Here is a 14224-nt window from a genome sequence, read left to right as displayed (position 1 = left end):
AGCTACACCACGATTACCCTTCGTGAATATGAAAATTGCTTTCGTCGGGAAGGGCGGCAGCGGCAAGACCACCCTGTCCTCCCTGTTCATCCGTCACCTCGCCGGCCTCGGCGCACCCGTCGTCGCGGTCGACGCGGACATCAACCAGCACCTGGGGCCCGCGCTCGGGCTCGACGAAGCGGAGGCCGCCGCGCTGCCCGCGATGGGCGACCGACTGCCGCTGATCAAGGACTATCTGCGCGGCTCCAACCAGCGGATCGCCTCCGCCGAGACGATGATCAAGACCACCCCGCCCGGTGAGGGCTCGCGGCTGCTGCGGGTGTGCGAGGACAACCCGGTCTACGACGCCTGTGCGCTGCCGGTGGAACTCGACGGCGGCGCCGTCCGTTTGATGGTCACCGGCCCCTTCACCGAAGCCGACCTGGGGGTCGCCTGCTACCACTCCAAGACGGGAGCGGTGGAGCTGTGCCTGAACCATCTGGTTGACGGGCCCGGTGAGTACGTCGTGGTGGACATGACGGCGGGCTCGGACTCCTTCGCCTCCGGCATGTTCACCCGCTTCGACATCACGTTCCTGGTGGCCGAGCCGACCCGGAAGGGGGTCTCCGTCTATCGCCAGTACAAGGAGTACGCCCGTGACTTCGGCGTCGTCCTGAAAGTCGTCGGCAACAAGGTGCGGGACCGGGACGACCTCGACTTCCTGCGCGCCGAGGTCGGCGACGACCTCCTGGTGGCCGTGGGGCACTCGGACTGGGTGCGCGCCATGGAGAAGGGCCGGCCGCCCCGGTTCGAGCTCCTGGAGGACGCCAACCGCCGTGCCCTGCGCATCCTCCAGGTCGCCGCGGACGCGACGTACGAGTTGCGCGACTGGGAGCGCTACACCCGTCAGATGGTCCACTTCCATCTGAAGAACGCCGCCTCCTGGGGCAACGCGCGCACCGGGGCCGATCTGGCGGCGCAGGTCGACCCCGGGTTCATGCTCGGCGAGGGCGTCATCGCCCCCGTGTGACCACGGCCGCCTCCAACGGCGCTGCGGGGTCTACCGCTTGGCCGCCGGCGCCCCGGGCACGCCCTTCGGTGCCGGGGCCGCGCTGCCGCCCAGGAAGGACGCCCATCCCTGCTGCGGGGCCTCGCCGACGTTCAGGGTGCGCAGCTTCGCCAGGACCTGCGGGTCCTGGGCGTCCAGCCAGTCGGCCAGCTGATGGAAGGAGACACAGCGCACGTCGGGCTTGTTGCAGACGTTCTCGACCACCGCGTCCACGGCCCGCATATAGGTGCCGCCGTTCCAGGACTCGAAGTGGTTGCCGATGACCAGGGGCGCGCGGTTGCCGTCGTAGGCCCGCCGGAAGCCCTTGAGGAGGCCGTCCCGCATCTGGTCGCCCCAGAAGTCGAACTTGTCCGGGTCGCCCTGGGTCCGGGTGCCGGACTGGTTGACCATGAAGTTGTAGTCCATGGTGAGCTGCTCGTAGGAGTGCCCGGGGAAGGGCACGAGCTGCATCGACAGGTCCCACAGGCCGTAGCGCTTCTTGGGCCAGACCTGCTCGTTGACCCCGCTGGTGTCGTAGCGGAAGCCGAGCCCGCTCGCCGCCTTCATGAAGTTCGTCTGGCCCTCGAGGCAGGGCGTGCGGGCGCCGATGAGTTCCTTGTCGTAGTCGAAGGGGAGCGGGGCCGCGTTCTTCATGTCGGCGTTGGTCTTCCAGGACTTCACGAACTGCTTGGCCTGGGAGATCTCGTCCTTCCACTCGTCAACCGACCACTCGCCGACGCCGCCGTCCTTGCCGCAGAAGTGGCCGTTGAAGTGGGTGCCGATCTCGTTGCCCTCCAGCCACGCCAGGCGCAGCTGCTTCACGGTGTCGGCGATGCCCTTCTCGTCGTTGAAGCCGATGTCGGAGCGGCCCGGCGAGTGCTGCGGCGGCCGGTACAGGTCGCGCTTGTCCTCCGGCAGCATGTACACACCACTGAGGAAGTACGTCATCGTCGCGTGGTTGGCCTTGGAGACCTTGCGGAAGTGGGAGAACAGCTTCTGGCTGTCCTCGCCCGCGCCGTCCCAGGAGAACACGACGAACTGCGGGGGCTTCTGACCGGGCTTGAGCCGCGCGGGTCTGGGCAGGTGGGGCTGGACTCCGGTGTACGAGGTGGAGCCGTCGCCGATCAGTCGGACCAGGTGTTTGGGCGCCTGCCCGGCCTTCTGCGGGCCGCCGGCCCCTGTCTTGGAGCTGTCGGAGCCGAGCCCGCAACCGGCGAGTGAAGCGGCACACGTCGCGGCGATCACGGCGCCCGCGGCGATCCTCTGGGTGGCGGCCATATTCCGCCCACCTTCTTCCTTCTCTCAGGCCAACGCTGATGACGGCGTTCTCTGGTGGTGTGCCGGGAGGGCCCGACAGCGCCGCCAAGGTCGCATGGGACCGAGAAGGAATTAGTACGACAAGCCGATGAAATGCCCGCTTCACCCATCCAGGTGATTGAATGCTCCATTTGCCAGAAAAGTCTATGCCTGACCTTTACTCTGGATTACGATCCATTTACCGAGCGTTGATTTCATCCCGCCGCTGCACGCCGTGATCCACGGCCGCGACCGACCCCGCCACCACGACGGGGACCACCTGTTCCGCGACCGCGCCGCCCGGAGGAGACGGGAAACATGTCAGCCTGCGCACCCGCCCGCGCCACCGACCCCACTCGGACAGAGCGCATGCACCAGTCCCACAGCCCACCGCCGACCCGGCACCGCCGCTTCCGGCCCGAAGGTGCCGATGTGTCGGCCTCCGTCGCGGTCTTCCTGATCGCCCTCCCGCTGTCCCTCGGCATCGCCCTCGCCACCGGCGCCCCGCTCCAGGCCGGCCTGGTCGCGGCGGCGGTCGGCGGACTGGTCGCCGGACGCCTCGGCGGCGCCCCGCTCCAGGTCAGCGGCCCCGCCGCGGGGCTCACGGTCGTCACCGCCGACCTCATCCACCGCTACGGCTGGCGTACGACCTGTGCCATCACGGTCCTCGCCGGTCTCGCCCAGCTCGGCCTCGGCTGTCTGCGCGTGGCCCGCACCGCGCTCGCCGTCAGCCCCGCCATCGTGCACGGCATGCTCGCCGGCATCGGCGTCACCATCGCCGTCGCCCAGCTGCACATCGTGCTCGGCGGCACCCCGCAGAGCTCCGTCCTCGCCAACCTCCGCGCCCTGCCCGCCCAGTTGGCGCACCTGCATCCGGCATCGGTGGCCGTCAGCCTGCTCACGCTGGCCCTGCTGCTGCTCTGGCCGCGCATCCCCGGCCGGGCGGGCCGCCTCCTGCGCAGGATCCCGGCCGCCCTGGTCGCCGTCACCGGAGCCACCGCGGCCGCCTCCCTCGCCGGTCTCGGCGTGCCCAAGGTCGACCTGCCGTCCTGGAGCAGCCATGCCCTCGCGGGACTTCCCGAGGGGCCGGCGCTCGGCCTGGCCGCCGCCGTGCTCTCCACCACCCTCGTGTGCAGTGTGCAGTCGCTGCTCGGCGCGGTGGCCGTGGACAAGATGGCGGCCGCCCGGCCCGGGCTGACCGCCCGAGTCGGCCGCTGCGACCTGAACCGCGAACTCCTCGGTCAGGGCGCCGCCAACATCGTCTCCGGAGCGCTCGGCGGACTGCCGGTCGCGGGCGTGGCGGTGCGCAGTTCGGCGAATGTGCACGCGGGCGCCGTGAGCCGGAACTCCACGATGCTGCACGGCGTTCTCGTAGTGATCGCCGCGCTGCTGATGGTCCCGGTCCTGGAGCTGATCCCGCTCGCCTCGCTCGCCGCCCTGGTGATGGCCGTCGGCATCCAGATGGTGTCCCTGCACCACATCCGCACGGTGACCCGCCACCGAGAAGTACTCGTCTACGCCGTCACCACCCTCGGCGTGGTGATCCTCGGCGTTCTGGAGGGCGTCGGTCTCGGGATCGCCGTGGCCGTCGCCGTCGCCATGCACCGTCTCGCCCACACCCGTATCACCCACGCCGAACAGGAGGGAGCCCATCACATCCGTGTCCGGGGCCAGTTGACCTTCCTCGCGGTGCCACGGCTCAGCCGGGCCCTGCATCTCGTGCCCCAGGGCGCCCACGCCGTGGTGCGGTTGGACGGTTCGTTCATGGACCACGCGGCGTACGAGTCCCTGCAGGACTGGCAGCACACGCACACCGCACAGGGCGGCACCGTCGAGCTGACCGGCCGCCGCGTGGGGGTGAGCACCGGCGGACCCGTGCCGAACGCCGAGGACCACCAGGATGCCGAGGACCGCCCGGACGCCGTGGCCGTCACCCCGGCCGTGAGCGCGACCGCCCCCGGTGGCCCCACCGCGGCGGTCGGCTGCCGCTGCCGCCCCTGGACGCCCTGGCTCAACCACCAGTGCGAGCGCCCCCAGCCGGCGCCGCCCGGTGGCCACCGACTCGCGCGGGGCATCGCCGGGTTCCAGCGCAACACCGCCCCGCTCGTGCGGGGCGAGCTGGCCCGGCTGGCCCGGGAGGGGCAGCGCCCGTCCCAGCTCTTCCTCACCTGTGCGGACTCACGGCTCGTCACCTCGATGATCACCTCCAGTGGTCCCGGCGACCTGTTCGTGGTGCGCAACGTGGGCAACCTCGTCCCTCCCCCGGCCCACGCCGGGAGATGGCCCCGGCCCGGCGAGGAGGGCGGCGACGACTCGGTGGCGGCCGCGATCGAGTACGCGGTGGACGTGCTGAAGGTGCGGTCCATCACGGTGTGCGGGCACTCCGGATGCGGAGCCATGCAGGCACTGCTCAACTCCGAGCCCGGCGGTGCCGTGACCCCGCTCAAGCGGTGGCTGCGGCACGGGCTGCCGAGCCTGGAGCGCATGGCCGACGAGAACAGACCGTGGGCCCGGCTGGCCGGGCGCGCTCCCGCCGACGCCGTGGAGCAGCTGTGTCTGACCAATGTGGTCCAGCAGTTGGAGCACCTGCGGGCGCACGACTCGGTGGCACGGGCACTGCGGGACGGCGAGTTGGAGCTGCACGGTATGTACTTCCATGTGGGCGAGGCACAGGCGTATCTGCTGGCCGAGCAGGAGCAGGTGTTCGGCCATGTGGGGGTCGCGGATCCGGTCCGGTGACCGCCGGCCCGTGAACCGCTCCACCTCCGGCACCGGACGGGTGTGAAAGGCGTTACACCGCTGAACCCCGTCCGGCCCGCCCCCGTGGGTACGGATGCCCCCAGGCCACGGCAACCGGGACGACCCGGGTCCGACGGCCCACGACAGGTCTAAACCAATTCTCGGTCGACCCTTGTCATCGGCCCCCCGGGTCTGATGAGCTGTGGCCTGGGACACAACGGACACCCTGGGAAAGGCAGATGCCGTGAGCAACGAGAGCCTGGCCAACCTGCTCAAGGAAGAGCGCAGGTTCGCACCCCCCGCCGACCTGGCCGCGAACGCCAATGTCACGGCGGAGGCGTATGAACAGGCCAAGGCTGACCGACTCGGCTTCTGGGCCGAGCAGGCCCGCCGGCTGACGTGGGCCAAGGAGCCGACTCAGACGCTGGACTGGTCGAACCCGCCGTTCGCCAAGTGGTTCGAGGACGGCGAGCTCAATGTCGCGTACAACTGCGTCGACCGCCATGTCGAGGCGGGCCACGGCGACCGGGTGGCCATCCACTTCGAGGGCGAACCCGGCGACGGCCGCGCCATCACCTACGCCGAACTCAAGGACGAGGTGAGCAGGGCCGCCAACGCCCTGCTGGAGCTGGGAGTGCAGAACGGCGACCGGGTCGCCGTCTACATGCCGATGATCCCGGAGACGGCGATCGCGATGCTGGCGTGCGCGCGCATCGGCGCCGCGCACTCCGTCGTCTTCGGCGGTTTCTCGGCCGACGCGCTCGCCACCCGCATCCAGGACGCCGACGCGCGTGTCGTCATCACCTCCGACGGCGGCTACCGGCGCGGCAAGCCGTCCGCGCTGAAGCCGGCCGTCGACGAGGCGATCAGCAAGGTGGACAACGTCGAGCATGTGCTCGTCGTCCGCCGTACCGGCCAGGAGGTCGCCTGGGACGACAGCCGTGACGTGTGGTGGCACGAGATCGTCGAGCGGCAGCCGGCCGAGCACACGCCCGAGGCGTTCGGGGCCGAGCACCCGCTGTTCATCCTGTACACGTCCGGTACGACGGGTAAGCCGAAGGGCATCCTGCACACCTCCGGCGGCTATCTCACCCAGGCCGCGTACACCCACCACGCCGTCTTCGACCTCAAGCCGGAGACCGACGTCTACTGGTGCACGGCCGACGTCGGCTGGGTCACCGGGCACTCCTACATCGTCTACGGCCCGCTGGCCAACGGCACGACCCAGGTCATGTACGAGGGCACACCCGACACCCCACACCAGGGCCGCTTCTGGGAGATCGTGCAGAAGTACGGCGTCACCATCCTGTACACGGCGCCCACGGCCATTCGTACGTTCATGAAGTGGGGCGACGACATCCCCGCGAAGTTCGATCTCAGCAGCCTGCGGGTGCTGGGGTCGGTGGGCGAGCCGATCAACCCCGAGGCGTGGATCTGGTACCGCAAGCACATCGGCGCGGACCGGACCCCCATCGTCGACACCTGGTGGCAGACGGAGACCGGCGCGATGATGATCTCGCCGCTGCCGGGTGTGACCGCGACCAAGCCTGGTTCGGCGCAGACCCCGCTGCCCGGTATCTCCGCGACCGTCGTCGACGACGAGGCGAACGAGGTGCCGAACGGCGGTGGCGGGTATCTGGTCCTGACCGAGCCGTGGCCGTCGATGCTGCGCACCATCTGGGGCGACGACCAGCGCTTCCTCGACACCTACTGGGCGCGGTTCGAGGGCAAGTACTTCGCCGGTGACGGCGCGAAGAAGGACGACGACGGCGACATCTGGCTGCTCGGCCGGGTCGACGACGTCATGCTCGTCTCGGGCCACAACATCTCCACCACCGAGGTGGAGTCGGCGCTCGTCTCGCATCCGTCGGTCGCCGAGGCGGCCGTCGTGGGTGCGGCGGACGAGACGACCGGGCAGGCGATCGTCGCCTTCGTGATCCTGCGGGGCACGGCGAACGCCGACGACGAGGGCCTGGTCGACGAGCTGCGCAACCATGTCGGCGCCACCCTCGGCCCGATCGCCAAGCCGAAGCGGATCCTGCCGGTGGCGGAACTGCCGAAGACCCGCTCCGGCAAGATCATGCGCCGTCTCCTTCGGGACGTGGCGGAGAACCGCCAGCTGGGTGATGTGACGACGCTGACGGACTCCACGGTGATGGACCTCATCCAGGCGAAGCTCCCGGCGGCGCCCAGCGAGGACTGACCTCCGAGAGAGGAACCCCTGACAGGGGCGCCCGGCGCGATCCTGCGCCCGGCGCCCCTTTTAGGTAAACTAAGCAAAACAACGTGATCCCAGAGGTGTGCCGGGAAGTCTGGTCGGCGAGTCGTTCCACCCTGCCCACCGACCGGAGGTCCCCCCGATGGCCGCGCCCCGTCCCACCGTCCCCCGCAAGGTTCTCGGACGGCTGTCCCTGCCCGAGCGGACGTTTGTCGCGGATGCGCTGCGGACCGAGACCGTCGGCGGTGTACTGCTGCTCGTCGCCGCCGTCACCGCGCTGATCTGGGTGAACATCCCGGCGCTGCACGACAGTTACGAGAGCGTCAGCCACTTCCACTTCGGTCCCGAGGCCCTCGGCCTGCATCTCTCCGTCGCGCACTGGGCCGCCGACGGACTGCTGGCCGTCTTCTTCTTCGTCGCCGGGATCGAGCTCAAGCGCGAGCTGGTCGCCGGGGACCTCCGCGACCCCAGGGCCGCCGCGCTGCCCGTCGTGGCCGCCCTGTGCGGCATGGCCGTACCGGCGCTCGTCTACACGCTCACCAACGTCACCGGCGGAGGCTCCCTCCAGGGCTGGGCGGTGCCGACCGCCACCGACATCGCCTTCGCGCTGGCCGTGCTCGCCGTCATCGGCACCTCGCTCCCCAGCGCCCTGCGCGCCTTTCTGCTCACCCTCGCCGTCGTGGACGACCTCTTCGCGATCCTGATCATCGCCGTCTTCTTCACCGGCTCGATCGACTTCGCCGCGCTCGGCGGCGCCGTGGTGGGCCTCGCGGTCTTCTGGCTGCTGCTGAGGAAGGGCGTACGCGGCTGGTACGTCTACGTCCCGCTCGCGCTCGTCATCTGGGGCCTGATGTACAACAGCGGCGTCCACGCCACGATCGCCGGCGTCGCCATGGGCCTGATGCTGCGCTGCCACCGCCACGAGGGCGAGGAGCACTCCCCCGGCGAGCACATCGAGCATCTTGTACGACCCCTGTCGGCAGGACTCGCGGTCCCGCTGTTCGCGCTGTTCAGCGCCGGTGTCGCCGTCTCCGGCGGGGCGCTCGGCGATGTGTTCACCAAGCCGGAGACACTGGGCGTCGTCCTCGGCCTGGTCGTCGGCAAGGCGGTCGGGATCTTCGGCGGGACATGGCTGACGGCGCGCTTCACCAGGGCATCGCTCAGTGAGGACCTGGAGTGGGCCGACGTGTTCGCGGTGGCGACGCTGGCCGGCATCGGGTTCACCGTGTCGCTGCTCATCGGGGAACTGGCCTTCGACGGGGACGCCGTACTGACCGAAGAGGCCAAGGCCGCCGTACTCACCGGGTCCCTGATCGCCGCGACGCTCGCGACCGTGCTGCTGAAGGTCCGCAACGCCAAGTACCGCAAGCTGTGCGAGGCCGAGGAGCGGGACGAGGACCTGGACGGCATCCCGGACATCTATGAGCAGGACGACCCGGCCTACCACCTGCGCATGGCGGCGATCCATGAGGGCAAGGCCGCCGAGCACCGCAGGATCGCCGAGGAGAAGGCCGCCGAGCGACGCGCGGTTGCCCAAGTGCCGGGCGGGGCAGGCGCCGAGGACGACCGTCCGGCATGATCTGACGGGACGGTACAAAAGGACCGTTCAAGACCGTTCACTTGCGGTCGGACAGAAGAATGCAGTCATGCAGACGAGGGAGACCGCGATGAGCGCACCCGACGGCAGCCCGGTCGGTGCCGAACGCAGCATCGGCCAGCTGTTCGCCTCGGCGACGACCGAGATGTCGGCGCTGGTGCACGACGAGATCGCGCTGGCCAAGGCCCAGCTCAAGCAGGACGTCAAGCGCGGGGCGACGAGCGGCGGCGCGTTCACCGTGGCCGGTGCCGTGCTGGTGTTCTCGCTGCCGATGCTCAACTTCGCGCTGGCGTACGGCATCCGGACCTGGAGCGACTGGAACCTGGCGATCTGCTTCCTGCTCTCCTTCGCGGCGAACGTGCTGGTCGCCGTGGTCCTCGCGCTGATCGGTGTGGCCTTCGCGAAGAAGGCGAAGAAGAGCCAGGGCCCGCAGAAGGTCGCCGCGTCGATGAAGGAGACCGCGGGCGTCCTGCAGAAGGCCAAGCCGCACCCGCGGCCCGAGGAGCCGACCGCCCCGGCGATCGAGGACCGTGTGCCCGCGGCCATCGAGGCTGTGGCACGCTCGTCCTCATGACGGATCCCGCCACACCATGGGCGCAACCCACCTCGGTCGTCCGGCCGGACGCCCTCCCCGACGGCACGAAGCTGACGCATCGCGACGTCGCCGCGAACGGCGCCCGCTTCCACATCGCCGAGGTCGGTGACGGCCCGCTGGTGCTGCTGCTGCACGGCTTCCCGCAGTTCTGGTGGGCCTGGCGGCACCAGCTGACCGCGCTCGCCGACGCGGGGTTCCGGGCCGTCGCCATGGACCTGCGGGGCGTCGGCGGCAGCGACCGCACCCCGCGCGGCTACGACCCCGCCAACCTCGCGCTCGACATCACCGGCGTGATCCGCTCCCTCGGCGAGCCCGACGCCGCCCTGGTCGGCCATGACCTGGGCGGCTATCTGGCGTGGACGGCGGCCGTCATGCGCCCCAAGCTGGTCCGCCGGCTCGCCGTCTCCTCGATGCCGCACCCGCGGCGCTGGCGCTCGGCGATGCTCTCCGACGTCAAGCAGACCCGCGCCGGCTCCTACATCTGGGGCTTCCAGCGCCCCTGGCTCCCCGAGCGCCAGCTCACCGCCGACGACGGGGCGCTCGTCGCCGACCTGATCCGGGACTGGTCCGGCCCGAACCCGCCGGACGACCAGGCGCTGGACACATACCGCCGCGCGATGACGATCCCCTCCACGGCGCACTGCTCGGTCGAGCCGTACCGCTGGATGGTGCGGTCCATGGCCCGTCCCGACGGCATCCAGTTCAACCGCCGTATGAAGCGGCCACTGCGGACGCCCACCCTGCATCTGCACGGCTCGCTCGATCCGGTGATGCGGACGCGGAGCGCGGCCGGCTCCGGCGAGTACGTCGAAGCGCCGTACCGCTGGCGGCTGTTCGACGGTCTCGGGCACTTCCCGCACGAGGAGGATCCGAGCGCGTTCTCCTCCGAACTGATCAACTGGCTGAAAGATCCCGAACCCGATCGGTGACCGAGCCGATGCGCCCGGTATCCGGAACCGAACCTCTGTCCTACGAACAGCCAATTGCCCGGCGCATAGGCCAATTGGGGGCCATGGGGGCGGTTATCGACCTTGGGGCGGGGGCACACGTCGGGGTATGGGCTGGACGCACGACTACAGTGACGCAGCACGCACTCGCCGCTCGGCCTCGGGCCTGAGCTCCCACCAGCGAGGAGGTGCTCCGCAGCTCGCGGGCACGGACCTCCGGGTGGGCATCCCGCGCATCCTGCGCCGCCGGGCCCGCTGGGTCTCGGTACGCCTGCGTCACCCTCGAGGCTGACGCCCGCACTTCCTCGCGCGACGGTTCCGCCACGGTTTCACGGCGGCTTCGACGGCTTCCGGTACGACGGCTCACAGCGCGCAGCTGTCGCTGTCCACCTGCTGGTTGGCGCCGCGTCCCTCGACGATGTCCGGCTGGATCTCGTCGGCGGTCAGCGCGTACCCGGTGTCGGCGTCGTCGAGGGACTTCGCGAAGACCACGCCGTACACCTCTCCCTGAGGGGTGAGCAGCGGGCCGCCCGAGTTGCCCTGGCGGACCGTCGCGTACAGCGAGTACACATCACGGCGCACGGTGCCGCGGTGGTAGATGTCCGGGCCGTTGGCCGGGATACGGCCCCGCACGCGTGCGGCGCGGACGTCGTACGAGCCGTTCTCCGGGAAGCCGGCGATGATCGCGCCGTCGCCGCTCCTGGCGTCCGTGGCCGAGAACTTGAGGGCCGGTGCCCTGAGGCCGGGGACGTCGAGGACGGCGATGTCGCGGTGCCAGTCGTACAGCACGACCGTGGCGTCGTACTTGCGGCCCTCGCCGCCGATCTGGACGGTGGGCTCGTCGACGCCGCCCACCACATGCGCGTTGGTCATCACCCGGCGGTCGCCGAAGACGAAGCCGGTGCCCTCCAGGACCTTGCCGCAACTCGTGGCCGTGCCCATGACCTTGACGATGGATCTCTTCGCGTTGGTCGCCACCGCGCTCTGGGCGAGGGCCGGGTCCGGGGGCTTGACGTCGGTGATCGGCTCGTTGGAGAACGGGCTGAAGACCTGCGGGAAGCCGTTCTGCGCGAGGACCGAGGAGAAGTCCGCGAACCAGGTGTCGGCCTGGGAGGGCAGGGCGCGGGAGACGCCGAGGAGCACCTTGGAGCCGCGGACCTCCTTGCCGAGGGTCGGCAGGGTGGTGCCGGCGAGGGCGGAGCCGATCAGCCAGGCGACGAGGAGCATCGCGACGACGTTGACGAGGGCGCCGCCGGTCGCGTCCAGGGCGCGGGCCGGGGACCAGGTGATGTACCGGCGCAGCTTGTTGCCGAGGTGGGTGGTGAGGGCCTGGCCCACGGAGGCGCAGACGATCACGATGATCACCGCGACCACGGCGGCGGTCGTGCTCACCTCGGAGTTGTCGGTCAGCGCGTCCCAGATGACGGGCAGTGTGTAGACGGCGACGAGACCCCCGCCCAGGAAGCCGATCACCGACAGGATGCCGACGACGAAACCCTGGCGGTAGCCCACGATCGCGAACCACACGGCTGCGACCAACAACAGGATGTCCAGCACATTCACGGTGGACACCCTGTCATGACCGCCAGTCGAGCGGGACCTGCTTCTCGCGGTCCCAGGGCCGCTCCCAGCCCGAGTAGTGGAGGAGACGGTCGATGATTCCGGCCGTGAAGCCCCACACCAGGGCCGATTCGACCAGGAATGCCGGACCTCGGTGGCCGCTGGGATGGACGGTCAGGGCGCGGTTGTCCGGGTTGGTGAGATCCGCCACGGGAACGGTGAAGACCCTCGCCGTCTCGTTCGGATCCATCGCCGCGACCGGGCTCGGCTCGCGCCACCAGCCCATCACCGGGGTCACCACGAAGCCGCTGACCGGGATGTACAGCTTGGGCAGGACGCCGAAGAGCTGGACGCCGGACGGGTCGAGCCCGGTCTCCTCCTCGGCCTCGCGGAGAGCGGCCCGCAGCGGCCCGTCGGCCTTCGGGTCGCCGTCCTCGGGGTCGAGGGCGCCGCCGGGGAAGGACGGCTGCCCGGCATGGGACCTGAGTGAACCGGCCCGCTCCATCAGCAGCAGCTCGGGGCCGCGCTCCCCCTCGCCGAACAGCACCAGCACCGCCGACTGCCGGCCCGCCCCGTCCTCGGGCGGCAGGAAACGGCTCAGCTGCAGCGGCTCCACCGTCTCCACGGCCCGCACCACCGGATCCAGCCAGCCCGGCAGCCCTTCCTTGCTGACGGTCACAGCCCTGCCCTGCGTCTCGCTCGCCGCCTCACCAGCCCGTGTCATACCCACCCCCGTCGTCCTACCTGATCCAACGCCGGCCACCCTCTTGATCGTTCCGCCCCGCCACCCTGAGATCACCCTGAGCCGCACCCTGACACACCCCAGGAACCTCGCGCACCGACACCCGGGTCCTCGACCGCCGTCTCCAGCAAGGGATGCGGGCACGGACGCCGCGGCCGGAGCAGACGCGGGCCCGACAGCGAACCCGCACACCCCCGCCCGCTCCCGGAACACACCCGGCGGCGCCGGGCCTCGCCCCGGTCACCCGGATCCCCCGCGACACCCGGCGCGTCCACGCCCCCCGTGGGCTCCGTTGTCTCTCCGTCATCCGGACCCCAGCGGGGGTGCCGGCCTGCCGCCCGCGTCCAGGTAGGCCTGGGGCGGGTTGAGGCGTTGGCCCGGGAAGCCGCCCTTCTCGTACTTGAGGAGTTTCCTCGCCTTCTCCGGGTCCGTCTCGCCCTCGCCGTACGCCGGGCAGAGGGGCGCGATGGGGCAGGCGCCGCATGCCGGCTTGCGAGCGTGGCAGATGCGGCGGCCGTGCCAGATCACATGGTGCGAGAGGTCCGTCCAGTCGCTCTTGGGGAAGAGCGCTCCCACGGCCGCCTCGATCTTGTCCGGGTCCGTCTCGGCGGTCCACTGCCAGCGCCGCACGAGCCGCTGGAAGTGCGTGTCCACGGTGATGCCGGGGCGCCCGAACGCGTTGCCGAGCACCACGAACGCGGTCTTGCGGCCGACGCCGGGCAGCTTGACGAGGTCCTCCAGCCTGCCGGGCACCTCACCGTCGAACAGCTCCACCAGCGCCTTCGACAGCCCTATCACCGACTTGGTCTTGGCCCGGAAGAAACCGGTCGGCCGGAGGATCTCCTCGACCTCCTCCGGGTTGGCCGCGGCGAGGTCCTCGGGGGTGGGGTACTTGGCGAACAGGGAAGGTGTCGTCTGGTTGACCCTGAGGTCGGTGGTCTGGGCGGACAGGACCGTGGCGACAACCAGCTGGAAGGGGTTCTCGAAGTCCAACTCGGGGTGCGCGTAAGGGAAGACCTCGGCGAGTTCGCGGTTGATACGGCGGGCGCGGCGCACGAGAGCGGTCCGCGACTCGCCCTTCGGCGGCGCGGCGACGGCCTTCGCGGCGGAGGCGCCCTTCACGGCCGCCGTGGCCTTCTTCGGAGCGGCCACCGCCTTTTTGACGGCGGCCGTCTTTTTCACAGCCGCCTTCTTCGTCACGGCCTTCTTCACCGCATCGCCTTTTGTCGTTTTTGCCGGTTTCTTTCCGCCACCGGAGTCTTGTTCGCCCACAGCGGAATCACGACGTACAACCACCCGCCCAGCCCCCTTGGCCTGTGCTCTCACCGGCGATTTGGACACCCGGCCAGCCTAAAGCCCCCCACTGACATCCGCCCCGGACCCAGAAGATCAGCCCCCAATTGGACCCCTGCCGCTTACCTCGGGACATGTGTGCGGCATCCTTGTGACAGATCACACTGTTTGGACCGTCCGGCAAAATGGGGAGCACGGTCCCCTGGTACG

General features: G+C 70.2%; 11 protein-coding genes. 7 read left to right on the top strand and 4 right to left on the bottom strand.

The window, feature by feature from the left end:
• Positions 1-28: 28 nt before the first annotated feature.
• Positions 29-1009 carry an ATP-binding protein gene (locus tag ABZT17_RS11870; protein WP_356346965.1) on the top strand — a complete coding sequence of 327 codons (981 nt, stop codon included), beginning with the start codon at positions 29-31 and terminating at the stop codon, positions 1007-1009.
• 30 nt (positions 1010-1039) lie between these two features.
• On the opposite strand, the gene ABZT17_RS11865 is transcribed toward ABZT17_RS11870, so the two are convergent.
• Entirely contained in the window at positions 1040-2305 is a 1266-nt protein-coding gene (locus tag ABZT17_RS11865) for a hypothetical protein (RefSeq protein WP_356346963.1), read from the bottom strand.
• Between the two features lie 336 nt (positions 2306-2641).
• On the opposite strand from ABZT17_RS11865, the gene ABZT17_RS11860 reads away from it, so the two are divergent.
• The 6 genes from ABZT17_RS11860 to ABZT17_RS11835 all read left to right on the top strand — a co-directional run bounded on the left by ABZT17_RS11860 (position 2642) and on the right by ABZT17_RS11835 (position 10711).
• The gene (locus ABZT17_RS11860; RefSeq protein WP_356346960.1) at positions 2642-5062 is read left to right on the top strand and encodes a SulP family inorganic anion transporter; all 2421 of its coding nucleotides are present in this window, start codon (positions 2642-2644) and stop codon (positions 5060-5062) included.
• Positions 5063-5306: 244 nt separating this feature from the next.
• On the top strand, positions 5307-7265 hold the full coding sequence (gene acs / locus ABZT17_RS11855) for an acetate--CoA ligase (protein ID WP_356346958.1): 1959 nt from the start codon (positions 5307-5309) through the stop codon (positions 7263-7265).
• Positions 7266-7422: 157 nt separating this feature from the next.
• Positions 7423-8859, top strand: coding sequence for a Na+/H+ antiporter NhaA (gene nhaA, locus ABZT17_RS11850; RefSeq protein ID WP_356346955.1), 1437 nt, complete (start codon positions 7423-7425; stop codon positions 8857-8859).
• Between the two features lie 88 nt (positions 8860-8947).
• Positions 8948-9451: a phage holin family protein gene (locus ABZT17_RS11845; RefSeq protein WP_356346953.1), complete on the top strand. Its 504-nt coding sequence runs from the start codon at positions 8948-8950 to the stop codon at positions 9449-9451.
• Positions 9448-10401 (top strand): alpha/beta hydrolase, encoded by a 954-nt coding sequence (locus ABZT17_RS11840; protein WP_356346950.1) that lies wholly within the window; start codon positions 9448-9450, stop codon positions 10399-10401. Before ABZT17_RS11845 ends, ABZT17_RS11840 begins: the two co-directional genes overlap by 4 nt.
• 127 nt (positions 10402-10528) lie before the next feature.
• A complete protein-coding gene (locus ABZT17_RS11835; protein WP_356346947.1) occupies positions 10529-10711 on the top strand; it encodes a hypothetical protein in 183 nt (60 codons plus the stop codon).
• 71 nt (positions 10712-10782) lie between these two features.
• Here the strand turns inward: ABZT17_RS11835 and ABZT17_RS11830 are convergent, their stop codons facing one another.
• From ABZT17_RS11830 to nth, 3 genes are all read right to left on the bottom strand, one after another.
• On the bottom strand, positions 10783-11982 hold the full coding sequence (locus tag ABZT17_RS11830) for a MarP family serine protease (RefSeq protein WP_356346944.1): 1200 nt from the start codon (positions 11980-11982) through the stop codon (positions 10783-10785).
• A 13-nt stretch (positions 11983-11995) separates the two neighbouring features.
• Positions 11996-12703, bottom strand: coding sequence for a CoA pyrophosphatase (locus tag ABZT17_RS11825; protein WP_356346941.1), 708 nt, complete (start codon positions 12701-12703; stop codon positions 11996-11998).
• A gap of 321 nt (positions 12704-13024) precedes the next feature.
• Positions 13025-14017 (bottom strand): endonuclease III, encoded by a 993-nt coding sequence (gene nth / locus ABZT17_RS11820; RefSeq protein ID WP_356346939.1) that lies wholly within the window; start codon positions 14015-14017, stop codon positions 13025-13027.
• Positions 14018-14224: the final 207 nt, after the last annotated feature.

The sequence above is a fragment of the Streptomyces sp. NPDC005648 genome (genome assembly GCF_040605395.1).
In the GTDB taxonomy this organism is placed as follows: domain Bacteria; phylum Actinomycetota; class Actinomycetes; order Streptomycetales; family Streptomycetaceae; genus Streptomyces.
This window is presented reverse-complemented; position numbering and strand designations above follow the sequence as displayed.